Here is a 25,776-nt window from a genome sequence, read left to right on the forward strand (position 1 = left end):
GAGAGCGATTCCATGGAAGTCCTGCTGCAGCAGATCATCAACGGCCTCGTGCTTGGCAGCATGTACGCGTTGATCGCCCTGGGTTACACCATGGTGTACGGCATCATCCAGCTGATCAATTTCGCCCACGGCGAGGTGCTGATGGTTGGCGCCCTGACGGCCTGGTCGATCATCGGCGTGATGCAGGAAGGCATGCCCGGCACACCGGGCTGGGTGCTGCTCATCATCGCCATGCTGATCGCCTGCGTAGTCGCCTCGGTGCTGAACTACGTGATCGAGAAGGCGGCCTACAAGCCACTGCGCAACAGCCCGCGGCTGGCGCCGCTGATCACCGCCATCGGCATGTCGATCCTGCTGCAGACGCTGGCGATGATCATCTGGAAGCCGAACTACAAGCCGTTCCCGACCCTGCTGCCGAGCGCGCCGTACAACGTCGCCGGCGCCTACATCACGCCGACGCAGATCATGATCCTGAGCGTCACCGCCGTGTCGCTGGCGATCCTGATGTACCTGGTGCACTACACCAAGATCGGCCGCGCCATGCGCGCCACGGCCGAGAACCCGGGCGTGGCGGGGCTGATGGGTGTCAAGCCCGACGTGGTGATCTCGGCCACCTTCGTCATCGGTGCCGTGCTGGCCGCCATCGCCGGCGTCATGTACGCCAGCAACTACGGCACGGCGCAGCACACCATGGGCTTCCTGCCGGGGCTCAAGGCCTTCACGGCGGCGGTGTTCGGCGGCATCGGCAACCTCGGCGGCGCGGTGCTGGGCGGCGTGCTGCTGGGCCTGATCGAGGCCATCGGCTCGGGCTACATCGGCACCCTCACCGGCGGGCTGCTGGGCAGCCACTACACCGACATCTTCGCCTTCATCGTGCTGATCATCGTGCTGACACTGCGCCCCTCGGGCCTGCTGGGCGAGCGCATCGCCGATCGCGCCTGATGCCGGGGAGGACGACGAGATGACGCAGAAGAACAAGCTGATCGCCTTCCTGCTGTGCGGCGTCGCGCTGCTGGTGCTGCCGCTGATCCTGCAGGGCTTCGGCAACGCCTGGGTGCGCATCGCCGACGTGGCGCTGCTGTACGTGATGCTGGCGCTGGGCCTGAACATCGTGGTCGGCGAGGCCGGCCTGCTGGACCTGGGCTACGTGGCCTTCTTCGCCGTCGGCGCCTACCTGTACGGTCTGCTGGCGTCGCCGCACCTGACCGACACCTTCCCGGCCATCCGGGCGGCGTTCCCGAACGGCTTCCACACCTCGCTGTGGCTGGTGATCCCGCTGGCGCTGCTGCTGGCCACCGTCACCGGGGTGCTGCTGGGCATCCCGGTGCTGAAGCTGCGCGGCGACTACCTGGCCATCGTGACGCTCGGCTTCGGCGAGATCATCCGCATTTTCCTGAACAACCTGGACCATCCCTACAACATCACCAACGGGCCTAAGGGCATCACCCAGATCGATTCGATCAAGCTGTTCGGGTTCGACCTCGGCCGGCCGATCACCGTCGGCGGTTACGAGCTCGCGTCGGTGACGCTGTACTACTACCTGTTCCTGGCGCTGGTGCTGGTCACGGTGGTGGTCTGCTATCGCCTGCAGGACTCGCGCATCGGCCGCGCCTGGATGGCGATCCGCGAGGACCAGACCGCCGCCCAGGCCATGGGCCTGAACACGCGCAACCTGAAGCTGCTGGCCTTCGGCATGGGCGCCTCGTTCGGCGGCGTGGCCGGCTCGATGTTCGCGGCCTTCCAGGGCTTCGTCTCGCCGGAGTCGTTCAGCCTGATGGAGTCGGTGATGATCGTCGCCATGGTGGTGCTGGGCGGCATCGGCCACCTGCCCGGGGTGGTCCTGGGCGCGGTGCTGCTGGCGGCGCTGCCCGAGGTGCTGCGCTACGTCGCCGGTCCGCTGCAGGCCATGACCGACGGCCGGCTCGACTCGGCCATCCTGCGCCAGCTGCTGATCGCGCTGGCCATGATCATCATCATGCTGCTGCGCCCGCGCGGCCTGTGGCCGTCGCCCGAACAAGGCAAGGCGCGGCCGCTGCGCGCCGGCAAGGTGATGCCGCCGACGGCGCAGCAGAACCCGCCCGGCATCGATTTCCCGGCCGATGCCATGCCCGGCACCACCCAGCCCCGGCAGGATCCGGTCAACCCGTGACGCGCGGCCGAGGACAAGCAGCATGAGCACAGATACCGTACTCAAGGTCGAGGGTGTGTCCAAGCGTTTCGGCGGCCTGCAGGCCCTGTCGGACGTTGGCATCACCATCCAGCGTGGCCAGGTCTACGGCCTGATCGGCCCCAACGGCGCCGGCAAGACCACCTTCTTCAACGTCATCACCGGCCTCTACACGCCCGACAGCGGCAGCTTCGAGCTGGCCGGCAAGGCCTACAAGCCTCAGGCGGTGCACCAGGTCGCCAAGGCCGGTATTGCGCGCACGTTCCAGAACATCCGCCTGTTCGCCGAGATGACGGCGCTGCAGAACGTGATGGTCGGACGTCACGTGCGCACCCATTCCGGCCTGTTCGGCGCCATCTTCCGCACCGCCGGCTTCAAGGCCGAGGAGCACGCCATCGCCGAGCGGGCGATGGAACTGCTGGACTACGTCGGCATTGCCAAGTACGCGCAGTTTCGCTCGCGCACGCTGTCGTATGGCGACCAGCGGCGGCTGGAGATCGCGCGTGCCCTGGCCACCGACCCGCAGCTGATCGCGCTCGACGAGCCGGCCGCCGGCATGAACGCCACCGAGAAGGTGGCGCTGCGCGAGCTGATCGACCGCATCCGCCAGGACAACCGCACCATCCTGCTGATCGAGCACGACGTCAAGCTGGTGATGGGCCTGTGCGACCGCGTCACGGTGCTCGACTACGGCCGCCAGATCGCCGAGGGCACGCCGTCCGAGGTGCAGAAGAACGAACAGGTGATCGAGGCCTACCTGGGCACGGGAGGACATTGAGATGGCCCAGACTCTGTTGAAGGTGACCGACCTGCGCGTGGCCTACGGCGGCATCCAGGCCGTCAAGGGCGTGGATTTCGAGGTGCACGAGGGCGAACTGGTGTCGCTGATCGGCTCCAACGGCGCCGGCAAGACCACCACCATGAAAGCCATCACCGGCACGCTGCCGCTGGCCGGCGGGGACATCGAATACCTGGGCAAGTCCATCAAGGGGCAGGGGCCCTGGGATCTGGTGCGCCAGGGCCTGGCCATGGTGCCGGAAGGGCGCGGCGTGTTCACCCGCATGAGCATCCACGAGAACCTGCTGATGGGCGCCTACGTGCGCGACGACAAGGCCGGCGTCACGCAGGACGTCGAGAAGGTGTTCACCATCTTCCCGCGCCTGCGCGAGCGCAAGGACCAGCTGGCCGGCACCATGTCGGGTGGCGAGCAGCAGATGCTGGCCATGGGCCGGGCGCTGATGAGCCGCCCCAAGCTGCTGCTGATGGACGAGCCCTCGATGGGCCTGGCGCCGATCATGGTCGACAAGGTGTTCGAGGTGGTGCGCGACGTCTACGCGCAGGGCGTGACCATCCTGCTGGTCGAGCAGAACGCCAGCCGTGCGCTGGCGCTGGCCGATCGCGGCTACGTGATGGAATCCGGCCTGATCACCATGGGCGGCGGCGGCAAGCAGCTGCTGGCCGATCCCAAGGTGCGCGCCGCCTACCTGGGCGAGTAGCTACCCGCTCGCCGTCGTGTGCGTGGCGCGCCGACCCGCACGGCGGGCGCCGTCTTCATGGCCGCGCCGCGGCCTGCCGAAGCTCAGTCCACCCGCGCGCCCGAGCGCTTGACCACCGGTTCGTAGCGGGCCCGCTCGCGTGCCATGAACTGGCCGAACTGCTCGGGCGTGGTGGGCACGGGCTCGGCCATCAGCTGGGCGAAGCGCTGCTGGATGGCCGGGCTCTTCAGCGCGGCGGTGAAGGCGACGTTGAGCTTGTCGATGACATCGGGCGGCGTGCCGACCGGCGCCACCAGGCCCCACCAGGTATCGACCTCGAAACCCTTGATGGTTTCGGCGATGGCGGGCACGTCCGGCAGCATGGCCGAGCGCCTGGCGGTGGTGACCGCCAGGGGTTTGAGCTTGCCGGCCTTGATGTTGGTCGAGGCGGTGGCCAGGTTGTCGATGTTGAAGTCGACCTGTCCCGACAGCAGGGCCAGCTGCGCCGGATTGCCGCCATTGTAGGGGATGTGCACGGCGAAGATGCCGGCACCCTGCTTGAACATCTCGCCCGCCAGGTGCCCCGCGGAGCCGTTGCCGCCGGAGCCGTAGTTGAGCTTGCCGGGATTCCTCCTGGCGTAGGCGATCAGCTGCCCCAGCGTGTCGATCTTCAGGCGCGCCGCGGTGTCGGCGTTCATCACCAGCACGTTGGGCACCCGCACCATCTGCGTGATGGGGGCGAAATCCCTGGCGGCGTCGAACGGCATCTTGCTGAACAGCCAGGGATTGATGGCGTGCGTGGCCACCGCCGCGATGCCGATGGTCAGGCCGTCGGGCGCGGCCTTGGCCACCTGGTCGCTGCCGATGTTGCCGCCGGCGCCGGGTTTGTTCTCGACGATCACGGTGCCGAGCGAATCCTTGACCTGTTCGGCCAGCGCGCGTGCCGTGATGTCGAGCGGACCGCCGGGTGCGTAGGGCACGACCAGCCGGATCGGCTTGGCGGTTTGCGCCAGGGTGGCGGTGCTGGCGGCGAGGGCGAGGCTGGTGAGGAGCAGGGAGCGTCGTTGCATGGGTTGATTCAATCGGGAAGCGTTTCGAGATCGGTGGCTTGTGGGGTCGGTGGCGTTGAATCGGCGGTGCGGGGTATCAGGCCGCGACCTTGTCGGCCTCGCTGGTGAACGAGTCGGCGTAGAACTCCTCCTCGGGCAGCCCGGCCCGCTCGACGTAGTCCTTGCGCGCCGATTCGACCACGATGGGCGAACCGCAGGCATAGACCTGGTGGCCGGACAGATCGGCGAAATCCTGCAGCACCGCCAGATGCACGAAGCCGGTGCGGCCGGTCCAGCCGTCCTCGGGCAGCGCGTCGGACACCACGGGAACGTACTTCAGGTGCGGCATCTCGGCCAGCCGGGCCTGCACCCAGTCGTCCAGGTACAGATCCTGCGGGCGCCGGCCGCCCCAGTACAGCACGGCATCGCGCGTGATGCCCATGAACTGCAAGTGCTCGATGATGGCCTTGATCGGCGCGAAGCCGGTGCCGGCGGCGAGCAGGATCATGGGCTTGGGGGAATCGTCACGCAAGTGGAAGCTGCCGTACGGCCCTTCGATGCGCAGGATCTCCTTTTCCTTCATGGTCGCGAACACGTGGTCGGTGAACCTGCCGCCCGGCATGTGGCGGATGTGCAGGTCGATCAGCGGCGCGCCGTTCTCGATCAGCGTGTGCGGCGCATTGGCCATGCTGTAGCTGCGCCGCACGCCGTCCTTCAGCAGGAACTCGACGTACTGCCCGGGGTGGTACTGGATCAGGTCGTTGGCAGGCAGTTGCAGCCGCACCCGCATGACGTCGTGCGAGAGCTTCTCCAGCAGCGCCACGCGCGCCGGCATCTTCTTGATCGGGAAGGCGCCGGCGTGCGTGACCTGGCGTGATTCGAGCACCACGTCGGTCTGCGCCACGCCGACGCAGGTCAGCACGTAGCCATTGGCCTCTTCCTGCGCCGAGAGCGCCTTCTCCTGGTGCGGGCCATGCTTGACGGTGCCGGAGATCTTCCTGCACTTGCAGGAGCCGCAGGCGCCTTCCTTGCAGCCGTAGGGCAGGCCGATACCCTGGCGGATGCCGGCGGCGAGCATGGTTTCCTGGGATTCGGCCTCGAAACTGCGGCCGCTGGGCTGGACGGTGATGGTGTGGGTCATGCGCTTGGGTATGCTCAGCGGGTCTGAGCTGCTCCTGATTTTTTCTCGGGCCAATTTTGCCTTCAAACCAAAACCCTCTCGGCGCGCTGCCTGTGCGCTTCCGGCGCCCGCGCGTGCTGATCGTCGGCTGCGGCGACGTCGGTCAGCGCGCGGCCGCGTCGCTGCTGCCGCGCGTGCGGGTGCTGGCCTTGTCGCGCGACGGCTCGCCCGCGGCGCTGCAGGCCTTGCGCGCACGCGGCATCGTGCCGCTGGCGGGTGACCTGGATGATGCCGCCAGCCTGCGGCGGCTGGCCGGCATCGCCACGCACCTGATCCAGCTGGCGCCACCGCCGGGCGCGGGCGAGGGCGATCCGCGCACGCGGACGCTGCTGCAGGCGCTGGCGCGGCGCAGCCTGCCGATGGCGCTGGTGTACGGCTCGACCAGCGGCGTGTACGGTGATTGCGGCGGTGCCTGGGTGAGCGAAACGCGGGCAACCAATCCGCAGACCGCACGGGCGCGCCGCCGTGTGGCGGCTGAAGGCTGGGTGCGCGCGTTCGGCCTGGCCACCGGGGTGCGCGCCAGCATCCTGCGCATTCCGGGCATCTACGCGGCCGACCGCCCCGGCGGCACGCCGCGCGAGCGGCTGGCGCGCGGCACGCCGGTGTTGGCCAGAGAAGATGACGTGTTCACCAACCATGTGCATGCCGACGACCTGGCACGCGCTGTGGTGCGCGCGCTGTGGCGTGGCGCGCCGCAGCGCGTCTACCACGCCAGTGACGACACCGCGCTGCGCATGGGCGACTACTTCGACCTGGCGGCCGACCTGTACGGCCTGCCGCGCCCGCCGCGCATCACGCGGGCGCAGGCGCGCGAGCAGCTGTCGCCGATGCTGGTGTCCTTCATGAGCGAATCGCGCCGCATGGACAACCGGCGGCTGAAGCGGGAACTGCGCTTGCGGCTGCGCTACCCCACGGTGGCCGAGGGCCTGGCGCTGTCCTGAACAGGACTGCGCGCGCGCACGCTCCGGCCTTAGAGTGGCGCGCATGGACTTCGCCTATCCGCCCCGCGTGCAGGCGCTGCAGCAGCGGTTGCAGCGCTTCATGGCCGACCTGATCTTGCCCTCGCATGGCGACTGGCACCGCTGGGCCGACGCCGGCGTCTATCCGCTGGAGGTGATCGAGCCGCTGAAGCAGCAGGCGCGCGCCACCGGGCTGTGGAACCTGTTCCTGCCGGGCCTGCAACCGGGTGAGCCGGGCACCCGCCTGGCCAATCTCGAATACGCGCCGCTGGCCGAGATCATGGGCCGCGTGCCCTGGGCCAGCGAGGTGTTCAACTGCAACGCGCCCGACACCGGCAACATGGAACTGCTGCACCTGTTCGCCGACCCGGCCCAGCGCAGCGCCTGGCTCGAGCCGCTGATGGAAGGCCACATCCGCTCCTGTTTCGCCATGAGCGAGCCGGACGTGGCCTCGTCCGACCCGACCAACCTGGGCACCCGCATCGCGCGCGACGGCGGGGATTACGTGCTCAACGGCCGCAAGTGGTTCATCACCGGCGCCGTGCACCCGAACTGCCGGCTGGCCATCGTCATGGGTGTGTCCGATGCCTCGCCCGACGCTGCGCCGCACGGGCGCCACAGCCTGCTGCTGGTGCCGATGGACACGCCGGGCCTGGAAATCGTGCGCAACATCCCGGTGATGCAGCACCAGGCCATCGAGGGCCATTGCGAGATCGTGTTCCGGAACGTGCGCGTGCCGGCCGCCAACCTGCTGGGCGCCGAGGGCGAGGGCTTCGCCATGGCGCAGGCGCGCCTGGGGCCGGGCCGGGTGCACCACTGCATGCGCACCATCGGCCAGTGCGAGCTCGCGCTCGAACTCATGGCCGAGCGCGCGCTTGAGCGCATGGCCTTCGGCCGGCACCTGTCGGACTTCGCCAACGTGCAGGACTGGATCGCCATGAGCCGCATCGAGATCGACCAGGCACGCCTGCTGGTGCTGCGCGCCGCCTGGCGCATGGACAGGGAAGGCAATGCGGCTGCGCGCACCGATGTCTCCGCGATCAAGCTGGTGGCGGCGCGCCTGCAGACCACCGTGATCGACCGCGCCATGCAGGTGTTCGGCGCCGTCGGCCTGACGCCCGACACGCCGCTGGCCAGCCTGTGGAGCTGGGGCCGGGCGCTGCGCTTCCTGGACGGACCCGACGAAGTGCACCTGCGCACCGTCGCGCGCCAGGAGCTGGCGCGAAGCCGCGCGCACCGCGGCGACAACGTGCTGCACCTGCAGCGCTGGATGCCACCCGAGAACGCAGCCGACACGCCCTGAGGTCGGGACGCTGATCGGCTGCGGCCCACGGGCAGTGCAATAGGCGGCTGGGGCGCTCGGGTAAAGCCGTGTTATTTTTCGTCCTGGGCCGCCAGCCGGTTAGGCTTGCGGGGCTTCGTCCGCCGGGTCGAACCGGCGGGCGAGGGAACGTCCAGACCTTCCTGATTCATTCATCAAGGACATGAACGCATGACCCCACTCGACCCCTTCGGCGCGCGGCGCCGCCAACTGGTGGCCGGCAGTGGCGCCATCGCCCTGGGCGGCCTGCTGGGCGCGCCGGCGCTGTGGGCGCAGGCCAACGCCGCCTACGAGCCGCAGCGCGGCCAGTCCGGCAAGGACGTGATCTGGATCCCGACGCCGGATGCGCTGGTCACGCGCATGCTGCGCATGGCGCAGCTGACGCCCAAGGACTACCTGATCGACCTCGGCTCGGGTGACGGCAAGATCGTCATCGCCGCCGCGCGCGAGGGCGCGCAGGGCCTGGGCATCGAATACAACCCGGACATGGTCGAGCTGTCCCGGCGCCGCGCCAGGGAGGCGCTGGTGGCCGAGCGCGCGCGCTTCGAGAAGGCCGACATCTTCGAGTCCGACTTCAGCCGGGCCACCGTCATCACCATGTACCTGCTGCCGCATCTGAACCTGCGGCTGCGCCACCGCATCCTGGCGCTGAAACCCGGTACGCGGGTGGTCTCGCACGAGTTCCGCATGGGCCGCTGGCAGCCCGACGAGACGGCGCGCGTCGGCACCGCCTCGGTGCACCTGTGGCTGGTGCCGGCCAATGCCGGCGGCGAGTGGACGCTGAGCTTTCCGCAGGGCGGCCAGCCTGTCAGCCTGCCGCTGAAGCTGCACCAGAGCTTCCAGCTGCTGCGCGGCCAGGTCGGCTACACCGATTTCGAGGCGCAGTTGCGCGAGGCGCGCGTGGCGGGCGAGCAGGTCAGCTTCGGCTTCACCGACGAGTTGGGCCATCTGCGCCGCTTCGTCGGCCGGCTGGAGGGCGACAGCATCAGCGGCTCGGTCTACGATTTCTCCGCCGGCGGTGCACGTGCGCCGTTCAGCGCCAGGCGGCGCGAGGCGCCGCCGCCGTTCGATGGCGCCGCACAGGCGCCGGAGAACGAAGCCGAATCGCTGGGGGCCGAATGAGCCGGCCGGATGCCGAAACCATCCAGCCGCAGCAGACGCTGCGCCTGCGCGAGGCGGTGGCCATCATCGTCGGCATCGTCATCGGTGCCGGCATCTTCAAGGCGCCGTCGCTGGTGGCGCAGTTCACCGGCTCCACCGGCTGGATGCTGGCGGCCTGGCTGGCCGGCGGACTGGTTTCGCTGATCGGCGCGCTGTGCTATGCCGAGCTGGCCGCCACCTGGCCGCATGCGGGCGGCGACTACCACTTCCTGCACCGCGCCTACGGCCGGCGGGTGGCGTTCCTGTTCGCCTGGGCGCGCTTCTCGGTCATCACCACCGGCTCGATCGCCATGCTGGCCTTCGTGTTCGGCGACTACCTCAACGCGGTGTTGCCGCTGGGCGTGCACGGGGCGGCGATCTGGGGCGCGCTGTCGGTGATCGGGCTGACCTGGGTCAACGTGCGTGGCATCCACACCAGCGCCAGTACGCAGAGCTGGCTGACGCTGGCCGAGGTGCTGGGCCTGGTGCTGGTGGTGGTGGCCGGCGCCTGGCTGCTGGCCGACGCCGGCCACAGCATGCCGGTGGCGCCTGCGGGCGAGGCGGGCGGGGGTGGGTCAGGCATGCCGGCGCTCGGCATGCTGGGCTTGGCGATGGTGTTCGTGCTGCTGACCTTCGGCGGCTGGAACGAGGCCGCCTACCTGAGCGCCGAACTCAAGGGATCGCGTCGGCGCATCCTGCATGCGCTGGTGATCAGCATCGCGCTGATCACGACTTTGTACCTGCTGGTCAACCTGGCCTACGTCTACGGGCTGGGGCTGCAGGGCATGGCCAGGAGCGAGGCGCTGGCGGCTGACCTGCTGCGCGTGGCCTTCGGGCGCACCGGCGAGACCCTGGTCGCGCTGATGGTGGCGGTGGCGGCGCTGACCTCGATCAATGCCACCATGATCGTCGGTGCCCGCACCAACTTCGCCGTTGGCCGCGACTGGGCGGCGTTGCACACGCTGGGCCGCTGGGAGGGCCAGCGCGGCGTGCCGATCGCCGGCCTGCTGGCGCAGTCGGTCTTCGCGCTGGTGCTGGTGGTGTTCGGCACCAGCCTGCGCGGCGGCTTCGCGGCCATGGTGGACTACACCGCGCCGGTGTTCTGGCTGTTCTTCTTTTTGTGCACCATCGCGCTGATCGTGCTGCGCGCCAAGGAGCCCGACACGCCGCGGCCGTTCAAGGTGCCGCTGTACCCGCTGCTGCCGCTGCTGTTCGCCGCCGTCTGCTTGTACATGCTGTGGTCCTCGCTGGTCTACGTGAAGACCGGCGCTCTGGCCGGCGTCGGCGTGCTGCTGGTCGGCGGCCTGCTGATGCTGTGGCTGGAGCGCGGCGACCGGCGCCGCCCCACGTCCGGCGGCACCTCGCGGCAGCAGGCCTGAGGCCGTTTCCCGGAAAGGAGAGCGCAGGCCTGCCGCCCGCGGCGCTGCGCCGTCCCGGCGTCAGCCGAAATGGCAGATGTAGTGGTAGGCCTCGCTGACGCGGATCTCGAACGACGAGTTGGCGGGAATGCTGAAGCGCTCGCCGGGCCCGGAAGGCAGCCACTGCTGGCTGCCGGCCAGCCGGTACTCGCAGGCGCCGGCCACGCATTCCATGATCTCGGCGGCGCCGGTGTTGAACGTGAGCGTGGCCGGCAGCACGACACCGACGCTCTTGTTGGTGCCGTCGGCCGTCTGGAAGCTGTGCGAGACGCACTTGCCATCGAAATACACGTTGGCCTGGGTGCGGAGGGTGACGTTGGCGATCTGCTCGGTGATCATGGGGTCCTGCTGCGGCTGCTCGGGGGTGGATCGGGCGCGCATGTTAGCGCGGCGGCGACAATCGGCCCATGCAGCCGCCCCGCACCCGCTTCATCCTGATCGAGACCAGCCACGCCGGCAACGTCGGCGCGGCGGCGCGCGCGCTCAAGGTGATGGGCTTCGACGAGCTGGTGCTGGTGGCGCCGCGCTGGCCCGATGTGCTGACCCGCGCGGAAGCCGTCGAGCGCGCCAGTGGCGCCGATGACGTGCTGGCGGCGGCGCGCGTGGTGCCGACGCTTAGCGAGGCGCTGGATGGCATGACGCATCTGTGCGCCACCGCGATGACGCCGCGCGACTTCGGGCCGCCGACGCGGGCGCCACGCGAGCACTTCGATGGCTTGCTGGGTGCCGCGACCGGGGGTGAGCAGGCGCACGAGCCGCCACAAGGGGTCGCCTTCCTGTTCGGTTCCGAGCGCTACGGCATGAAGAACGAGGACGTGTACCGCTGCCACGTCGCCCTGAGCATTCCCACCAACCCGGTCTACGGTTCGCTCAACCTGGCCGCCGCGGTGCAGCTGATCGCCTACGACTGGCGCATGGCGCTGCGGGCGCGCTTCGGTGGCTTCGAGATCAACCCGGCGGCGCCGGCGCCGCTGCAGGCCGATGCCCGGCAGCTCGACGGCATGCTGGCGCACTGGGAGCAGGCGCTGGTGGCGATCGGCTTTCTCGATCCGGCGGCGCCCAAGAAGCTGATGCCGCGCCTGCAGCAGCTGTTCAACCGCGCGCAGCCGACGCAGGACGAAATCCACATCCTGCGCGGAATCGCCAAGGCCGTGCTGCAGCGCGCACCGGCCGCCCCTGCCGCGCAGGCGGAATCCGCCGCCGTGACGGACAATCGCTAGACTCGCAACCCACCCATGTTTGCCCGCATTCGTTCCTACGCCCAGGCCATTCTCGAGCGCGACCCGGCTGCGCGCTCGGTGTGGGACGTGGTGTTTTCCTATCCCGGCTTCCACGCACTGGTGCTGCACCGCATCGCGCATCCACTGTGGCTGCGCGGCTGGCACTGGCTGGCGCGCTGGATCTCGCACTGGGCGCGCTTTTTCACCGGTATCGAGATTCATCCGGGTGCCAGGATCGGCCAGCGCGTGTTCATCGACCACGGCATGGGCGTGGTGATCGGCGAGACCGCCGAGATCGGCGACGACTGCACGATCTACCAGGGTGTCACCCTGGGCGGCACCTCGCTCGCCAAGGGCAGCAAGCGCCACCCGACGCTGGGCAAGGGCGTCATCGTCGGCGCCAGCAGCCAGGTGCTGGGCGGCTTCACGGTGGGCGATGGAGCCAAGATCGGCTCCTCGGCGGTGGTCACCAAGCCGGTGCCGGCCGGCGCCACCGCGGTCGGCAACCCGGCGCGCATCATCCATGCCGAGACCGATGCGCGGCGCGAGGAGGCCGCGGCCAAGCTGGGCTTCTCGGCCTATGGGGTGACGCAGAACGACGACCCGATCAGCCAGGCGCTGCGTGGCCTGATCGACGGCACGGCCAGCCAGGAGCACCAGATCGCCCTGCTGTGGCAGGCGCTGGAGAAGCTGGCGCGCCGGATCGACCCGGATTGCGTGCCGGACGAAGCCGCGCGCCAAGAAAGCTTCGAAGCCGACAAGCTGAACGAGCTGGTCGGCAAGTAGCGGCGCCGCGCGCGACGGCGCTGCGTCAGCTGCTTGGCTTCAGCGGCTTACTTGGCGCGCCGCCCCACCTCGTGACCGACCACGGCACCGACGGCCGCACCCCCGATCGTGGCGGCGGTGCCACCCACGGCACTGCCGATAACGCCGCCGGCCACGGCACCGACGCCGGTGCCGATCTGCGCATTGGTGGGTGAAGTGGAGCAACCTGCGGCAGCCAGGGTGGCGGCCAGCAGGGCGGCGAGGCTGTAGTGACGGATTTTCATCATGGCATGGCTCCTTGTGTCCGGATCAGCGGCCGAGCGACTCAGCGCCTGCATGATCGACCGCGACACGTGCCCTCAATATGCTTGGGTGATGCGGGCGCCCGGGTCGGCCTGATTGCAGGCCGCTTGTCGGACCAGGCCTTGTCCTGCGCTGACGACCTTGGCGGGCATCCGCGGTCGCATGCCGGCGCGAGCATTCAGTCGCGCGCCGGCCGCACCGCGCTCTTGGGCCGGAACGCCCGGCACACCGCGTCGTCGGTTTCCAGGTACGGCCCGCCGATCAGGTCGATGCAGTAGGGCACGGCGGCGAAGATGCCGTGCACCACGGCGTTGCCGGCGTTGTCCTTCAGGCCTTCCAGGGTTTCGGCGATGGCCTTGGGCTGGCCGGGCAGGTTGATGATCAGGCTCTGGCCGCGCACCACCGCCACCTGCCGCGACAGGATCGCCGTCGGCACGAAGCGCAGGCTGATCTGGCGCATCTGCTCGCCGAAGCCGGGCATCTCCTTGTCGGCTACCGCCAGCGTGGCCTCGGGCGTGACGTCGCGCCGCGCCGGGCCGGTGCCGCCGGTGGTCAGCACCAGCGCGCAGCCGGCGTCGACCAGTTCGATCAGGGTCTGGCTGATGGTGGCCTGCTCGTCGGGGATCAGGCGCGGCTCGAAGCGGATCGGGTTCTTCAGCGCGCGCGTCAGCCAGTCCTGCAGCGCGGGCAGTCCCTGGTCCTCGTAGGCGCCGCTGGAGGCACGGTCGCTGACCGAGACGATGCCGATGGTGACGGGGTCGAAAGGCTGGCTCATGGGTGTTCAGGGTGATTGGATGGAAGGGTTTCAGCCGGCGCGGCCGTCGTCGCGGTAGCCGACGTCCTCGGCGTCGATCGGCTGCACCTCGGGCGCCTGCGCCTCGGCGCGTTCCAGCGCCGCGTTGATCAGCTGGAACAACTCGCGGTAGGCACGGCCCTGGCGCGGCGCCTGGCCCTTGGCTTCGGCCTCCTGCGCGGCGGCGGGTGCGGGCGCGTCCTTGCGTGCCTGGCGCACCAGGGCGCGCAGCTGCTGCACGTCGGTGTCGGGGAACTGCGTCACCCAGGCGCTGACCGCGGCGTCATCGTCGATCAGCCGCCCACGCCAGTTCTCGGCCGCGTGCAGGCGCAACGTGTCCCTGGCCGAACCCTTGCGCTGCTCGTCCAGCGCGGCGCGGATGGCGTCGATCTGCGCGTCGTCGAGCTGGCGCATCAGCTTGCCGACGAACTGGCCCTGGCGCCGCCTGCCCTCGAAGTCGCCGATGCGCCGCAGCTCGTCCAGCGCATCGAGCAGGCGCGAGGGCAGCTCGAGCGGCTCGAACAGGTCGGCGCGCAGGCCCAGCAAGGCTTCGCCCAGCGCCTGCAGCTCGGCGCTCTGGGCCTTCAGCTCGGTCTTGCTCGGGCCGTCGCCGCGCAGCTCGCGCTTGAACTCCTCGTCGAGTTCGCTGCCTTCGGCGACGAACTGGCCGCGGACGAAATAGCCTTTCCTGGGTTTGCGGGACATGCGTGTGAGTGAGAAAAGTCCACAAGTATGATAGCCGTCACCATGCAAGACCCATCGCAGCCCCTGGCGGGCTTTTCCTATTCGCGCGCCTTCTTCGAAGAGCTGGTGGACACTGCGCTGGCCCATGCCCGGAAGCTGGGCGCCACCGATGCCGGCGCCGAGGCGTCCGAGGGCGCCGGGCTGTCCGTCAGCGTGCGCAAGGGCGAACTGGAGACGGTGGAGCGCAACCGCGACAAGTCGCTCGGCGTCACGGTCTACCTGGGTCAGCGGCGCGGCAACGCCAGCACCTCGGACTTCTCGCGCGCCGCCATCGAGCGCACCGTGCAGGCGGCCTACGACATCGCCCGCTTCACCGCCGAGGACCCGGTGGCCGGCCTGCCCGACGAGGCCGACATCGCCACCGAGCAGCGCGAACTGGATCTGTTTCACCCCTGGCTGATCGACAGCCGGCAGGCGGCCGAACTGGCGCTGGCCTGCGAGCGTGCGGCGTTTGCGGTCGACAAGCGCATCGCCAACAGCGAGGGCGCCGGCGTGTCGGCGCAGCAAAGCCACTTCTTTTCCGCCCACACACACGGCTTTCGCGGTGGCTATGCCTCGTCGCGCCACAGCATCTCGGTGGCGCCGATCGCCAAGTCGCCCGGCAAGGGCGACGACATGCAGCGCGACTACTGGTTCAGCTCGCAGCGCGACGCCAAGGATCTGGCGGCGCCCGACGCCGTCGGCCGCTACGCCGCCGAGCGCGCGCTGAGCCGCCTGAAGAGCCGCAAGATCGCCACGCGCGAATGCCCGGTGCTGTTCGAGTCGCCGCTCGCCGCCGGCCTGCTGGGCAGCTTCACGCACGCGGTGAGTGGCGGTGCGCTGTACCGCAAGACCAGCTTCCTGGTCGATTCGCTTGGCAAGCAGGTGTTTCCCGCGCACATCGACATCGCCGAAGACCCGTTCGTGCGCGGTGGCAAGGGCTCGTCGCCGTTCGACGAGGAGGGCGTGCGCGTGCAGCCGCGCCAGGTGGTCGACGGCGGCCGCGTCGAGGGCTATTTCCTCAGCACCTATTCGGCGCGCAAGCTCGGCATGAAGACCACCGGCAATGCCGGCGGCTCGCACAACCTGACCCTGTCGTCGCGCCTGACCCAGCCGGGCGACGACCTTCAGGAAATGCTGAAGAAGCTCGGCACCGGCCTGTTCGTGATCGAGCTGATGGGGCAGGGCGTGAACTACGTCACCGGCGACTACTCGCGCGGCGCCAGCGGCTTCTGGGTCGAGAACGGGCGCATCGCCTACCCGGTGCAGGAGATCACCATCGCCGGCAACCTGCGCGACATGTTCCTGGGACTCGATGCCGTCGGCGCCGACACCTACACCTACGGTGCCCGGACCGTGGGCTCGGTGCTGGTGAACCGCATGAAGCTGGCCGGCAACTGAAAGCCGGGCCAGGCACCCAGCTTGGCCCGGGGTGCTTCGGGCATCAGGGCCGGAACAGCTCGCTGCGTTCGCGCGTCGACATGCCGGGACGCACCGAGGGTTGGCGCGGTTGCGGCATCGCGTTGTCGCGCTCGAAGAACGGCCCGGGCCGAGCGCGTGGCGCCGGCGCTGGCATCGGTGGCGATTCGACGCGCGGCGGGCTGATCTGCAGCCGTTCGATCGCCGCCGGGCGCGGCGGCGCCTGCATGCGCGGCGGCGGCATCGGTGTCGTGGGTTGCGCCTCAGGCATCGGCATCTGGCGCAGCTGGCGCACCCGCTCTTCCTGCTGACGCTGCAATTGCAGCTGGCGTTGCTGGGGCTCCTGCATCTGCGGCAGCTCGGACAGCGGCTGCCGCGACGGCGGGCGTACGCGCTCCATCTGGTCGGGTCGATTGCGCTCGGGCGTCCAGCCGTGCTCGCCCGGCTGGCGCCAGCCGTCCGGGCGCGGCCCGGGTTGACGCCAGTCGGCACCAGGACGGTGGCCGCGGTCCGGGCGGGGCTCGGTCACGCCCTGTCCATCACGGCGCGGCGTTGGCAGCGGCGCCTGGGTCGACAGCCCGGGCACGAAGGCGCGCGGTGGTGGCGCGATCACGCGGCCGCCGTCGATCACGCCCGCCGGCAGGCGGCTGCCGTCGCCATAGCGGGGCCGGCGTGATCGGCGGTCGCCGCCATCGAACTGGTCGTGCGGCGCCACCGTGATCGCATGCGGCCGGCGCTGGAAGTAGAAGCTGTCGGCTGGCGGGCGAGCCCGGTCGCGCGCGTCGCCCCAGTGGTTCAGGCGGCGCCGGTAGCGCGGGCTGGCGTGGTAGTACGGCTCCCAGTATTCACCCGGTGCGAGCGGAAACCAGGCTGCGCCCGCCAGACCGCTGCCGAGCGAGATGCCCCAACTGGTGCTGCCGCTCCCGCCGCCGACGAAAGCCACCAGCGCCGGCGCGTACACCGGGCGCGGCGCCAGCGGGCCGGGCACCCAGGCCCAGCGCGGGCCGATCTGCGCCCAGCGGCCGTAGTGCGAGGGCGCGAAGCCCCAGGGCGCGTCGTCGACCCAGGTCCAGCCCCAGGGCTCGATCCAGGCCCAGTGGCCGTAGCGGTAGGGCGCCCAGTCGCTGATCGTGATGCTGGGGTACCAGACGCTGCCGTAGCTCGGGTCCTGCGCCCATTCGCCGTAGGCGTCGAGCTGCTGGTAGCCCGGCATGTCGCGCGAGACGTAGCGCGCCGAGCGTGACTGGTCCTCGAGCGCGTCGCGCGCGGCCACCCACTGATCGAAGCCGTCGCGCCAGGCCAGCTGCCCGCTCTGCGCCACGCCGAGCGCGCGGCCGAAAAAGACGATCTGCTGGCGCGTGCCCACGGTGCTGGACTGGCCCGCCTCGCCGTACACGGTGGCGCTGCCGGAATGCACCGTGACCCGCGTGGTGTCGGCGCGCGGGTCGACGTCAATGCGGTACTCGCCCGGCTGATCGGCCACCACGGCCAGTTGCGGCGTATCGATCTCGACGCGCTCGCCGGGTTGCAGCTCGCGCACGCGCGCCGACAGCGTGCCCTCGGTCAGCGCCACCTGCAGGGTGTCGTCGTCCAGGCGCGTGACGTCCAGGCTCGACCGGCCTTGCAGACGCAGGGCGGTCCAGCCGCCATGCAGTTCGGTGCGTGAGCCGGCCTCGGTCGCCAGGCGGGTGCCGGTGGTGACCGGCCAGTTCAGCGTCGCCGGCGCCCAGGCCGCGTTGCCGGCGCCGGCGATGCGTGCCGAGCCCTCCAGTGCGCTGAAGTAGGCGATGCGGCCGGGCGGATCGATGGTCTGCTGCGCCGAGGCGAGCAGCGGCACGGCCAGCAGCAGCGTGGCGCCGAGCAGGCGGCGCCAGGAGATGGCGAGGGTGGATCGGTACATAGCGTGAACACAGGCAGACGGACGGCGATGACCGCCCCACCATCTCTTAACGCGGCAGGGGCTGGTTCGGTTTGCCGCACCGGTTGCGCGCAGGCAAAGTGCGGTGACAACTTGCAACGGATCGCGTGTCGCGATCCGAGTGCTCTGGCGGTCGCCGCATCGGATTTGCCGGCACGAACCGTGCGCAGCGTCAGCCGGATACCTTTCCGCACCCACAGCGGCTCAGACCTCGAACATGGGCAAGAGCAAGGCTTCGCCTGCCCGCGTGGTGTGCAGCGCGCGGCTGTCGGGGTCGGCACGCAGCCAGCCTTGCTCCAGGTAATGGTCTAGCAGCGCGCTTGCCAGCGTGCCGGCGAGGTGATCCTGACGCTCCGACCAGTCGAGGCAGCGGTAGGCCAGCCGACCGCGCGCGGGCGGATGCGCAAGACGCAGCGTGGCCAGCCATTGCTGTCCGGTGGGCGTCAGCGTGAAACCGGCCTGGCTTTCCGCCAGATGGCCGCGTGCCAGCAGCATATGCAGTTGCGCCACGCCCAGTTCGCCCGCCAGGTGGCCGTAGCAGCGGCGGGCGTGCTTGAGCGGCGTGACGGTCGGACGCTGCCAGCGCGCCGCCACCGGGTCGCTCGCGGCCGCCAGGCCTGCGTGCCTGAGCGCGCGTGCGAGTTCGGCGTCGGCCAGCACGAAGTACGCGTGCCGACCTTGCGGGCGGCGCCAGACCAGGCCGGCTTGCTGCAGTTCAGCCAGCAGCGATCCGACCGCCCGCGCCGTGATGCCGGCCGCATGCGCCAGTTCGCCTGCGGTGCGGGCTTCGCCGCCGAGCAGGCATGCCAACACGCGCGAGCGCGTCGGGTCTGCGATCAGCGCGGCGATGCGGGTGGCACGGGGTTCGGGATCGGAGGCTGCCATGCAGCCCATTGTGGCGGTCTGGGCGGGTTGCTGCATGCGCCAAGCGCGTCCGCAATGGCGCGTCGTGCGTGTTCAAGGGCGTTGACCCAGCGGGGACGCAGGAACACCCGCCGGAGAAAAGGATAATTGAGGGCTCAAGCCATGAATACCGCCAACACCCCCATTTCCGTCGCGGACATCCGCAAGAGCTTTCTCGACTTCTTCGAGAGCAAGGGCCATACCGTGGTCGCCTCCAGCCCGCTGGTGCCGGGCAACGACCCGACACTGATGTTCACCAACAGCGGCATGGTGCAGTTCAAGGACGTGTTCCTCGGCACCGACAAGCGCCCCTACGTGCGCGCGGCCAGCGTGCAAGCCTGCCTGCGTGCCGGCGGCAAGCACAACGATCTGGAGAACGTCGGCTACACCGCGCGCCACCACACCTTCTTCGAGATGCTGGGCAACTGGTCGTTCGGCGACTACTTCAAGAAGGAAAGCATCGAGTGGGGCTGGGAGTTGCTGACCAAGGTCTACGGCCTGCCGCCCGAACGCCTGATGGCGACCGTGTACGAGGAGGATGACGAGGCCTACGGTATCTGGACCCAGATCATCGGCCTGCCGCCCGAGCGCGTGATCCGCATCGGCGACAACAAGGGCGGGCGCTACAAGAGCGACAACTTCTGGATGATGGCCGACACCGGCCCCTGCGGCCCGTGCTCGGAGATCTTCTACGACCACGGCCCGCACATCCCGGGCGGCCCGCCCGGATCGCCCGAGGAGGACGGCGACCGCTTCATCGAGATCTGGAACCACGTGTTCATGCAGTTCGAGATGCATGAGGACGGCAGCGTCACGCCGCTGCCCGCGCCCTGCGTCGACACCGGCATGGGTCTGGAGCGCCTGGCCGCCATCCTGCAGCACCGCCACAGCAACTACGAGATCGATCTGTTCGAGCGGCTGATCCAGGAGGCTGCCAAGGTCACGGCTTGCACCGATCTGTCCAGCCCGTCGCTGAAGGTGATCGCCGACCACATCCGCGCCACCGCCTTCCTGGTCAGCGACGGCGTGATCCCGTCGAACGAAGGCCGCGGCTACGTGCAGCGCCGCATCATCCGCCGCGCCATCCGGCACGGCTACAAGCTGGGGCAAAAGGCACCGTTCTTCCACAAGCTGGTGCCGCTGCTGGTGGAGCTGATGGGCGCGGCCTATCCGCGCCTGCAGGCCGAAGGCCGCCGGGTGGAGGAGGTGCTGAAGGCCGAGGAGGAGCGCTTCTACGAAACGCTGGCGCACGGCATGGAGATCCTCGACGACGCGCTGATCACCGGTCGCAAGGAACTGCCGGGCCACGTCGCCTTCAAGCTGCACGACACCTTCGGCTTCCCGCTCGATCTGACGCAGGACGTGTGCCGCGAGCGCGGCGTCACGGTGGACGTCGCCGGCTTCGACGAGGCCATGGCGGCGCAGAAGGCCGCCGGCCGCGCGGCCGGCAAGTTCCGCATGGACAAGGTGCTGGAGTACGACGGCGCCGCCAACCTGTTCACCGGCTACGACGAGCTGGCGCACCAGAGCCGGGTGCTGGCGCTCTACCACGAGGGCACGGCGGTCGACGAGTTGAAGGCCGGCCAGCACGGCATCGTGGTGCTCGACACCACGCCGTTCTACGCCGAGAGTGGCGGTCAGGTGGGCGATGCGGGCCAGCTGCTGGCCGAAGACGTGGTGTTCGGGGTCGAGGACACGCAGAAGATCAGGGCCGACGTGTACGGCCACCACGGCGTGCTGACGCAGGGCAGCCTGCGCGTGGGCGACACGGTCAGCGCGCGGGTCGATGAGCAGTCGCGCGCCGCCACCATGCGCAACCACAGCGTCACGCACCTGATGCACAAGGCGCTGCGCGAGGTGCTGGGCGCGCACGTGCAGCAGAAGGGCTCGCTTGTCGATGCCGAGAAGACGCGCTTCGACTTCGCCCACAACCTGCCGGTGACGCCCGAGCAGATCACCGAGATCGAGCGCCGCGTGAACGCCGAGATCCTGGCCAACGCTGCCACCGACGCGTCGGTGATGGCGCTGGAAGACGCGCAGAAGAGCGGCGCCATGATGCTGTTCGGCGAGAAGTACGGCGAGACCGTGCGCGTGCTCAGCATCGGCTCCAGCAAGGAGCTGTGCGGCGGCACCCACGTGGCGCGCACTGGCGACATCGGCCTGTTCAAGATCACGAGCGAAGGCGGCATCGCCGCCGGCGTGCGGCGTGTCGAGGCCATCACCGGCACCAATGCGCTTGAGTACGCGCAGGGCCTGGAATCGAGTCTGCACAGCGTCGCCGCCACGCTGCGCACGCCGCCGGCCGAGGTGCAGGCGCGCCTGGGGCAGGTGCTCGATCAGGTCAAGGCGCTGGAAAAGGAACTCGCCGCGCTCAAGGGCAAGCTGGCCTCATCGCAGGGTGATGAGCTGGTCGGCCAGGCGGTTGACGTGAAGGGCTTGAAGGTGCTGGCCGCGCGGCTGGACGGCGCCGATGCGAAGACACTGCGTGAGACCATGGACAAGCTCAAGGACAAGCTGAAAACCGCTGCCATCGTTCTCGCGACTGTCGACGGCGACAAGGTGCAACTGGCCGCCGGCGTGACCCGGGACGCCACGACCAAGCTCAAGGCCGGTGAACTGGTCAACTTCGTCGCCCAGCAGGTCGGCGGCAAGGGCGGCGGCAAGCCCGACATGGCCATGGCGGGTGGCACCGACGCATCGGGTCTGCCGAGCGCATTGCAGTCGGTGCAGGGCTGGGTCGCGGAACGCCTGTAAATCCGATGCGGGGCGCGGCATCTTGCCGTGCCGGCCCGCCGTTCTGTTGCCCGCAAGTGGAGCAGCGCGGCTTCAGGCGCCGTCGTACACGTGGGTATCGTCGCGTCGCAGCACGCCCTTGCCGTACAGCGGCGCCAGCACCAGGGCCAGCCAGGCTTGCCAGTCCAGATCGGGTCGGTGCTGGGTGTGCAGCATGTGCAGGGCGGGCGCCTGGTCCAGCCAGCGCTGGAAGTCGGCGTGTGCCATGCTTTCCACGTCCAGCAGCTGGTACTTGATCAGCACCTTGGCAGCGTAGAGCGCGTGCTGCGCCGGATGCTGGTTGAAGTAGGCGATGCGCTCGCGCGCCCGCGCCATGGCCGCCGCGATAGCGCCGCCGTCGCGGAAGAACGGCGCGCCGTGGCCCGGGATGATTGTTTGCGGATCGAGGTCTTCGATCAGCACCAGCGTATCGGTGAAGGTGTCGAAGCCGTCCGAGCCTTCGATGTGCGGGAAGATCACACCGACGCCGTGCTCCCACATCGCGTCGCCGGCGATCAGGATGCCGTGCCGGGGCTCGAACAGCAGCACCGCCAGTGCGTCGTGACCCGGCGCTGCGTGGATCTGCCATTCGTATCCGCCCAGTCGCACGCTTTGTCCGGGCACCAGTGCCTGGTGGGCGCTGAAGCGGGCACAGCGCTGCGCCGTGCTGCCGAAGGTGAGGGCGTCCTCGTCCCAGGCCTGCACGTGCGGCAGCGAGGGCTCGGGCACCCAGGTGCATGCTTTGGGGTGCGCCGCCTGCAGCGCAGCGGTGCCGCCGCAGTGGTCGCTGTGCAGGTGCGTGTGCGCGATGTCGGCCAGCGGGCGACCCTGCAGGGCCGCATCGACCAGGTGCACGGTTTCGGCGGCGTGCTTCACATGGCCGGTGTCGACGACGGCCGACTGATCCCCCAGGCACAGCACGTTGTTGGATGACAGCCAGCCGCGCTCGAAGACGCGGATATGGGGCGGCAGGCGCGGTGTTGTCATGTCCAGAGTCTATTCAAGCCTGGCCTCGGGGGGCGGGCAATGGCCAGGCGCCGTCCAGCGCGGCCAGGCGCAGTCCGGATTCGAACACCCGCGGCGTGCCCGTGACCGGATCGTCGAAGGCCAGCCGCCGGGCCAGCAACTGCAGCGGGCGCCGTTCATCGTCGGCCTGCCCAGCGTCGCGCAGCACTTCGGGGTAGAAGGCGTCGCCCAGGATCGGCGCGCCCAGCGCGTTCATGTGCAGGCGCAACTGGTGGCGCTGGCCGGTGACCGGGCGCAGGCGGTACAGCGCATGGACGCCATGCGCGGTGGCCTGTTCGATGTGCGTTTCGCTGTTCGGCGCGCCCGCCACTTCGCGCGAGACGAAGAAGCGCACCGGGTCGGGCTCCAGCCGGCTGCGGTGCGTGCGCGGCCGGCTGAGCGCCGGCTGCCGTGGCGCCACCGCCTCGTAGTGCTTGTCGATGCGCTGATCGCGGAACAGCGCCTGGTAGGCGTCGCGCGTGTGCGGTTGGATCGCGAACACCACCAGTCCGGCGGTCTCGCGGTCGATGCGGTGGATCGGGCTCAGCGTGTCGATGCCGAGCCTTCGCTTCAGCCGCACCAGCAGGCTGCGCTGCACGAAGCGGCCGCTGGGCGTCACCGGCATGAAGTGGGGCTTGTCGGCCACCACCAGCCACTCGTCCTGGAACACGATGCGCTCGCTGCCGGATGCGTCGGGCTCATCGGACCAGCCGCGGTAGTAGAACAGGCGCTGGCCGGCGCGGCAGGGCCGTGTTGCCGCCACGGGCAAGCCTTGTTCGTCCAGCACGGCGCCGGTGTGCAGGCGTGCCTGCCATTCATCGCGCGTCAGCGCCGGCAGGCGTTCGGCCAGGAAATCCAGCACCGTCGGCCAGCGGGCTGCCGGCACCGCCACACAGCTCGGGCTGATGCCGTCACGCGTGGGCAGGCGAGGGCGCGACGCGTGCGCCATTCAGGTGCCGTCGATGCGCCGGAACACCAGGTCCCAGACGCCATGGCCCAGGCGCAGGCCGCGGCGCTCGAACTTGGTTTCCGGCCGGTAGTCGGGGCGCGGTGCGTAGTCGGGCGCGGTATTGGCGAGCAGCGGCTCGGCGCCGAGCACCGCCAGCATCTGCTCGGCATAGGGCTGCCAGTCGGTTGCACAGTGGATATATCCACCCGGCGCCAGCCGCTCGACCAGCAGGCGCACGAAGGGCGGTTGGATCAGGCGCCGCTTGTGGTGGCGCGTCTTGTGCCAGGGATCGGGAAAGAAGATGTGCACGCCGTGCAGCGTGGCGGGGGCGATCATGTGCTGCAGTACCTCGACGGCGTCGTGCTGGACGATGCGGATGTTCTCCAGCCGCTGCTCGCCGATCGCCTTCAGCAGCGCGCCGACGCCGGGCTCGTGCACTTCGCAGCCGATGAACAGTGTGTCGGGCATCAGGGCCGCGATGTGGGCGGTGGCGTCGCCCATGCCGAAGCCGATCTCGAGCACGGTGCGGGTGCAGGGCTGCCCGGCGCGGCAGGCGGTGACCAGGTCGGTCACTGCCGGGTCGTAGGGCAGCAGGTAGTGCGGCCCGAGTTCGGCCAGCGCGCGCGCCTGTGCCAGCGTGGTGCGGCCGGCGCGGGTGACAAAGCTGCGGATGGCACGCGGATGTGCCACGCCGGGCGGTGCGGCCGGCGATTCGTCGACGGGTGTCACGGCTGCGGCGTGCGGGCTTCCGTGGCGTCGGCGCTGGCCGGGCTGCCATCCTCGGAGGCCTCGGCCTCGGCCTTGGGCAGCGACAGCGCCTCGCGGCGCTCGCTCGGCTCGCGCGCCTGGCCGCCATAGCGGGAGTACTTGTTCAGCACCTGCACCAGCTGGGCGTAGACACGCGGGTTGCCGGCCAGGCATTCGCCCTGGGTCAGCAGTTCGCCCGTCTCGCCGGTGAAGTTGCCGATCAGGCCGCCGGCCTCGGTCACCAGCAGCGAACTGGCGGCGATGTCCCAGGGCTTCAGGCCGGTCTCGAAGAAGCCGTCGGCGAAGCCGGCGGCCACGTAGGCCAGGTCGAGCGCCGCCGCACCGGGGCGTCGCAGCCCGGCGGTGAGCCGCATCAGGTCGCCCATCATGCGCAGGTAGTTGTCGAAATCGTCGCCCTTGCGAAACGGGAAACCGGTCGAGATCAGGCTTTCCTGCAGCCGTGTGCGCTTGCTGACGCGGATGCGGCGGTCATTCAGGAAGGCGCCGCGCCCGCGCGTGGCGGTGAACAGGTCGTTGCGCGTGGGGTCGTAGATGACCGCCTGCTCGACGCGGCCGCGCACGCTGAGCGCGATCGAGACGCAGTAGACCGGAAAGCCGTGGATGAAGTTGGTGGTGCCGTCCAGCGGATCGATGATCCAGACGTGGTCGGAGTTCTGGTTGCCGCGCGTGCGGCCCGACTCCTCGGCGTGGATGCCGTGGTTGGGATAGGCCGTCAGCAGGGTGTCGATGATGGCGTCCTCGCTGGCGTGGTCGACCTCGGTGACGAAGTCGTTGACGCGCTTCTGCGAGATGCGCACGGCCTCGACGTCGAGTGCGGCGCGGTTGATGATCGCGCCGGCGGCGCGAGCGGCCCGGATGGCCACGTTGAGCATGGGGTGCAGGGAGGACGACATGAATTGTGTGAAGAACAGTGACGCCGCGCGGCGCGATGGCGGCGGGCAAACCAGTATTTTCCCATCTTTCGCGCCGATGCGTGGTTGGCGCGGCAATCCGGCGAGCCGTGCACTCGGAGATGACTTGAAACCGTCGACAGCGATCGCATCATGGAGGTGATGGCCTGTGCGCCAGTGCTTCGTTTTACCTTTGTTAGGAGACTTTCATGGCTAATCAACTGACCCGCGGCACCCTGTTCGACGATCTGTTCCGCGACATCGCCCCTGGTTTCTTCGTCAGGCCGCTGCACGGCGATCCGCTGCCGACCGCGGCGCAGATCAAGATCGACGTGTCCGAATCCGACAGTGCGTACACCGTGCTGGCCGAAGTGCCGGGCGTCGGCAAGGAGGACATCAACGTGTCGATCGACGGCAGCGTCGTCACTCTGCGTGCCGAGATCAAGCAGCAGGACCGCCAGAGCGAGGGCGAGAAGGTGTTGCGCACCGAGCGCTATTACGGCGCGGTTTCGCGCAGCTTCCAGCTGCCGCAGGACATCGACCAGGCCGCCGCCAAGGCCAAGTACGACAACGGCGTGCTGACGCTGACCCTGCCCAAGAAACAGGCCAGCGGTTCGCAGCGGCTGACGATCGAGTAAG

The 25,776-nt window shown here is 69.5% G+C and carries 25 protein-coding genes; 13 read left to right on the forward strand and 12 right to left on the reverse strand.

The window, feature by feature from the left end:
- The first annotated feature begins 12 nt into the window (after positions 1-12).
- From PK606_RS02210 to PK606_RS02225, 4 genes are read left to right on the forward strand one after another with little or no spacing between them, the layout of a single operon-like run.
- Complete coding sequence (locus PK606_RS02210; RefSeq protein ID WP_324560112.1) at positions 13-942, forward strand: branched-chain amino acid ABC transporter permease; 930 nt, start codon at positions 13-15, stop codon at positions 940-942.
- A 19-nt stretch (positions 943-961) separates the two neighbouring features.
- Positions 962-2,149, forward strand: a complete 1,188-nt coding sequence (locus PK606_RS02215) for a branched-chain amino acid ABC transporter permease (protein ID WP_324560114.1) — start codon at positions 962-964, stop codon at positions 2,147-2,149.
- A gap of 22 nt (positions 2,150-2,171) precedes the next feature.
- Positions 2,172-2,945 (forward strand): ABC transporter ATP-binding protein, encoded by a 774-nt coding sequence (locus PK606_RS02220; RefSeq protein WP_324560116.1) that lies wholly within the window; start codon positions 2,172-2,174, stop codon positions 2,943-2,945.
- A 1-nt stretch (position 2,946) separates the two neighbouring features.
- Positions 2,947-3,663: an ABC transporter ATP-binding protein gene (locus PK606_RS02225; protein ID WP_324560118.1), complete on the forward strand. Its 717-nt coding sequence runs from the start codon at positions 2,947-2,949 to the stop codon at positions 3,661-3,663.
- Positions 3,664-3,746: 83 nt separating this feature from the next.
- On the opposite strand, the gene PK606_RS02230 is transcribed toward PK606_RS02225, so the two are convergent.
- Positions 3,747-4,712, reverse strand: a complete 966-nt coding sequence (locus tag PK606_RS02230) for a Bug family tripartite tricarboxylate transporter substrate binding protein (RefSeq protein WP_324560120.1) — start codon at positions 4,710-4,712, stop codon at positions 3,747-3,749.
- Positions 4,713-4,788: 76 nt separating this feature from the next.
- Positions 4,789-5,832 (reverse strand): CDP-6-deoxy-delta-3,4-glucoseen reductase, encoded by a 1,044-nt coding sequence (locus tag PK606_RS02235; protein WP_324560122.1) that lies wholly within the window; start codon positions 5,830-5,832, stop codon positions 4,789-4,791.
- Positions 5,833-5,888: 56 nt separating this feature from the next.
- Here PK606_RS02235 and PK606_RS02240 point away from each other — a divergent pair, with 56 nt between their 5' ends.
- The 4 genes from PK606_RS02240 to PK606_RS02255 all read left to right on the forward strand — a co-directional run bounded on the left by PK606_RS02240 (position 5,889) and on the right by PK606_RS02255 (position 10,670).
- On the forward strand, positions 5,889-6,812 hold the full coding sequence (locus PK606_RS02240; protein WP_324560124.1) for an NAD-dependent epimerase/dehydratase family protein: 924 nt from the start codon (positions 5,889-5,891) through the stop codon (positions 6,810-6,812).
- A gap of 43 nt (positions 6,813-6,855) precedes the next feature.
- Positions 6,856-8,133 carry an acyl-CoA dehydrogenase family protein gene (locus PK606_RS02245; RefSeq protein ID WP_324560126.1) on the forward strand — a complete coding sequence of 426 codons (1,278 nt, stop codon included), beginning with the start codon at positions 6,856-6,858 and terminating at the stop codon, positions 8,131-8,133.
- Positions 8,134-8,322: 189 nt separating this feature from the next.
- A complete protein-coding gene (locus tag PK606_RS02250) occupies positions 8,323-9,273 on the forward strand; it encodes a class I SAM-dependent methyltransferase (protein ID WP_324560127.1) in 951 nt (316 codons plus the stop codon).
- Complete coding sequence (locus tag PK606_RS02255; protein WP_324560129.1) at positions 9,270-10,670, forward strand: APC family permease; 1,401 nt, start codon at positions 9,270-9,272, stop codon at positions 10,668-10,670. Before PK606_RS02250 ends, PK606_RS02255 begins: the two co-directional genes overlap by 4 nt.
- Positions 10,671-10,730: 60 nt before the next feature.
- Here PK606_RS02255 and ppnP read toward each other — a convergent pair whose 3' ends face one another.
- Positions 10,731-11,048, reverse strand: coding sequence for a pyrimidine/purine nucleoside phosphorylase (gene ppnP, locus PK606_RS02260; protein ID WP_324560217.1), 318 nt, complete (start codon positions 11,046-11,048; stop codon positions 10,731-10,733).
- Positions 11,049-11,116: 68 nt separating this feature from the next.
- On the opposite strand from ppnP, the gene PK606_RS02265 reads away from it, so the two are divergent.
- Entirely contained in the window at positions 11,117-11,929 is an 813-nt protein-coding gene (locus PK606_RS02265) for an RNA methyltransferase (RefSeq protein WP_324560131.1), read from the forward strand.
- A 15-nt stretch (positions 11,930-11,944) separates the two neighbouring features.
- Positions 11,945-12,715, forward strand: a complete 771-nt coding sequence (cysE, locus tag PK606_RS02270; protein ID WP_324560133.1) for a serine O-acetyltransferase — start codon at positions 11,945-11,947, stop codon at positions 12,713-12,715.
- 47 nt (positions 12,716-12,762) lie between these two features.
- Here the strand turns inward: cysE and PK606_RS02275 are convergent, their stop codons facing one another.
- The 3 genes from PK606_RS02275 to yjgA all read right to left on the reverse strand — a co-directional run bounded on the left by PK606_RS02275 (position 12,763) and on the right by yjgA (position 14,495).
- Positions 12,763-12,978 carry a YMGG-like glycine zipper-containing protein gene (locus tag PK606_RS02275; protein ID WP_324560219.1) on the reverse strand — a complete coding sequence of 72 codons (216 nt, stop codon included), beginning with the start codon at positions 12,976-12,978 and terminating at the stop codon, positions 12,763-12,765.
- A gap of 197 nt (positions 12,979-13,175) precedes the next feature.
- Positions 13,176-13,772 (reverse strand): molybdopterin adenylyltransferase, encoded by a 597-nt coding sequence (mog, locus tag PK606_RS02280; protein WP_324560135.1) that lies wholly within the window; start codon positions 13,770-13,772, stop codon positions 13,176-13,178.
- A gap of 30 nt (positions 13,773-13,802) precedes the next feature.
- The gene (gene yjgA, locus PK606_RS02285; protein ID WP_324560137.1) at positions 13,803-14,495 is read right to left on the reverse strand and encodes a ribosome biogenesis factor YjgA; all 693 of its coding nucleotides are present in this window, start codon (positions 14,493-14,495) and stop codon (positions 13,803-13,805) included.
- A 42-nt stretch (positions 14,496-14,537) separates the two neighbouring features.
- Between yjgA and pmbA the strand changes: the two genes are divergently transcribed.
- Entirely contained in the window at positions 14,538-15,914 is a 1,377-nt protein-coding gene (gene pmbA / locus PK606_RS02290; RefSeq protein WP_324560139.1) for a metalloprotease PmbA, read from the forward strand.
- Between the two features lie 43 nt (positions 15,915-15,957).
- Here the strand turns inward: pmbA and PK606_RS02295 are convergent, their stop codons facing one another.
- Together PK606_RS02295 and PK606_RS02300 are read right to left on the reverse strand one after the other, a co-directional pair.
- A complete protein-coding gene (locus tag PK606_RS02295; RefSeq protein WP_324560141.1) occupies positions 15,958-17,832 on the reverse strand; it encodes a DUF6600 domain-containing protein in 1,875 nt (624 codons plus the stop codon).
- Positions 17,833-18,054: 222 nt separating this feature from the next.
- Complete coding sequence (locus PK606_RS02300; protein WP_324560142.1) at positions 18,055-18,735, reverse strand: ArsR/SmtB family transcription factor; 681 nt, start codon at positions 18,733-18,735, stop codon at positions 18,055-18,057.
- A 141-nt stretch (positions 18,736-18,876) separates the two neighbouring features.
- Between PK606_RS02300 and alaS the strand changes: the two genes are divergently transcribed.
- Positions 18,877-21,507 (forward strand): alanine--tRNA ligase, encoded by a 2,631-nt coding sequence (alaS, locus tag PK606_RS02305; protein WP_324560144.1) that lies wholly within the window; start codon positions 18,877-18,879, stop codon positions 21,505-21,507.
- 72 nt (positions 21,508-21,579) lie between these two features.
- Here the strand turns inward: alaS and PK606_RS02310 are convergent, their stop codons facing one another.
- The 4 genes from PK606_RS02310 to PK606_RS02325 are packed head-to-tail and all read right to left on the reverse strand — an operon-like array spanning position 21,580 to position 25,140.
- Positions 21,580-22,512, reverse strand: coding sequence for an MBL fold metallo-hydrolase (locus PK606_RS02310; RefSeq protein WP_324560146.1), 933 nt, complete (start codon positions 22,510-22,512; stop codon positions 21,580-21,582).
- A gap of 13 nt (positions 22,513-22,525) precedes the next feature.
- Positions 22,526-23,479 (reverse strand): pseudouridine synthase, encoded by a 954-nt coding sequence (locus tag PK606_RS02315; RefSeq protein ID WP_324560149.1) that lies wholly within the window; start codon positions 23,477-23,479, stop codon positions 22,526-22,528.
- Positions 23,480-24,208: a tRNA (guanosine(46)-N7)-methyltransferase TrmB gene (gene trmB, locus PK606_RS02320; protein WP_324560151.1), complete on the reverse strand. Its 729-nt coding sequence runs from the start codon at positions 24,206-24,208 to the stop codon at positions 23,480-23,482. It lies immediately after the preceding gene.
- Positions 24,205-25,140 (reverse strand): inositol monophosphatase family protein, encoded by a 936-nt coding sequence (locus tag PK606_RS02325; protein WP_324560153.1) that lies wholly within the window; start codon positions 25,138-25,140, stop codon positions 24,205-24,207. The genes trmB and PK606_RS02325 overlap by 4 nt, the downstream gene beginning before the upstream one ends.
- Before the next feature lie 206 nt (positions 25,141-25,346).
- Here PK606_RS02325 and PK606_RS02330 point away from each other — a divergent pair, with 206 nt between their 5' ends.
- A complete protein-coding gene (locus PK606_RS02330) occupies positions 25,347-25,775 on the forward strand; it encodes an Hsp20/alpha crystallin family protein (RefSeq protein ID WP_324560155.1) in 429 nt (142 codons plus the stop codon).
- Position 25,776: the final 1 nt, after the last annotated feature.

The sequence above is a fragment of the Ottowia sp. genome (assembly GCF_035444425.1).
GTDB lineage: Bacteria > Pseudomonadota > Gammaproteobacteria > Burkholderiales > Burkholderiaceae_C > Ottowia.

Bases quoted from the DNA above. Each gene is read 5' to 3' on its own strand.
- PK606_RS02330 (WP_324560155.1), top strand. From the start codon at position 25,347: ATGGCTAATCAACTGACCCGCGGCACCCTGTTCGACGATCTGTTCCGC.
- PK606_RS02250 (WP_324560127.1), top strand. From the start codon at position 8,323: ATGACCCCACTCGACCCCTTCGGCGCGCGGCGCCGCCAACTGGTGGCC.
- PK606_RS02275 (WP_324560219.1), bottom strand. From the start codon at position 12,978: ATGAAAATCCGTCACTACAGCCTCGCCGCCCTGCTGGCCGCCACCCTG.
- PK606_RS02300 (WP_324560142.1), bottom strand. From the start codon at position 18,735: ATGGCAGCCTCCGATCCCGAACCCCGTGCCACCCGCATCGCCGCGCTG.
- yjgA (WP_324560137.1), bottom strand. From the start codon at position 14,495: ATGTCCCGCAAACCCAGGAAAGGCTATTTCGTCCGCGGCCAGTTCGTC.
- cysE (WP_324560133.1), top strand. From the start codon at position 11,945: ATGTTTGCCCGCATTCGTTCCTACGCCCAGGCCATTCTCGAGCGCGAC.
- alaS (WP_324560144.1), top strand. From the start codon at position 18,877: ATGAATACCGCCAACACCCCCATTTCCGTCGCGGACATCCGCAAGAGC.
- PK606_RS02230 (WP_324560120.1), bottom strand. From the start codon at position 4,712: ATGCAACGACGCTCCCTGCTCCTCACCAGCCTCGCCCTCGCCGCCAGC.
- PK606_RS02325 (WP_324560153.1), bottom strand. From the start codon at position 25,140: ATGTCGTCCTCCCTGCACCCCATGCTCAACGTGGCCATCCGGGCCGCT.
- PK606_RS02310 (WP_324560146.1), bottom strand. From the start codon at position 22,512: ATGACAACACCGCGCCTGCCGCCCCATATCCGCGTCTTCGAGCGCGGC.
- PK606_RS02235 (WP_324560122.1), bottom strand. From the start codon at position 5,832: ATGACCCACACCATCACCGTCCAGCCCAGCGGCCGCAGTTTCGAGGCC.
- PK606_RS02225 (WP_324560118.1), top strand. From the start codon at position 2,947: ATGGCCCAGACTCTGTTGAAGGTGACCGACCTGCGCGTGGCCTACGGC.
- PK606_RS02265 (WP_324560131.1), top strand. From the start codon at position 11,117: ATGCAGCCGCCCCGCACCCGCTTCATCCTGATCGAGACCAGCCACGCC.
- PK606_RS02215 (WP_324560114.1), top strand. From the start codon at position 962: ATGACGCAGAAGAACAAGCTGATCGCCTTCCTGCTGTGCGGCGTCGCG.
- PK606_RS02295 (WP_324560141.1), bottom strand. From the start codon at position 17,832: ATGTACCGATCCACCCTCGCCATCTCCTGGCGCCGCCTGCTCGGCGCC.
- ppnP (WP_324560217.1), bottom strand. From the start codon at position 11,048: ATGATCACCGAGCAGATCGCCAACGTCACCCTCCGCACCCAGGCCAAC.
- PK606_RS02255 (WP_324560129.1), top strand. From the start codon at position 9,270: ATGAGCCGGCCGGATGCCGAAACCATCCAGCCGCAGCAGACGCTGCGC.
- PK606_RS02210 (WP_324560112.1), top strand. From the start codon at position 13: ATGGAAGTCCTGCTGCAGCAGATCATCAACGGCCTCGTGCTTGGCAGC.
- PK606_RS02315 (WP_324560149.1), bottom strand. From the start codon at position 23,479: ATGGCGCACGCGTCGCGCCCTCGCCTGCCCACGCGTGACGGCATCAGC.
- mog (WP_324560135.1), bottom strand. From the start codon at position 13,772: ATGAGCCAGCCTTTCGACCCCGTCACCATCGGCATCGTCTCGGTCAGC.
- pmbA (WP_324560139.1), top strand. From the start codon at position 14,538: ATGCAAGACCCATCGCAGCCCCTGGCGGGCTTTTCCTATTCGCGCGCC.
- PK606_RS02220 (WP_324560116.1), top strand. From the start codon at position 2,172: ATGAGCACAGATACCGTACTCAAGGTCGAGGGTGTGTCCAAGCGTTTC.
- PK606_RS02245 (WP_324560126.1), top strand. From the start codon at position 6,856: ATGGACTTCGCCTATCCGCCCCGCGTGCAGGCGCTGCAGCAGCGGTTG.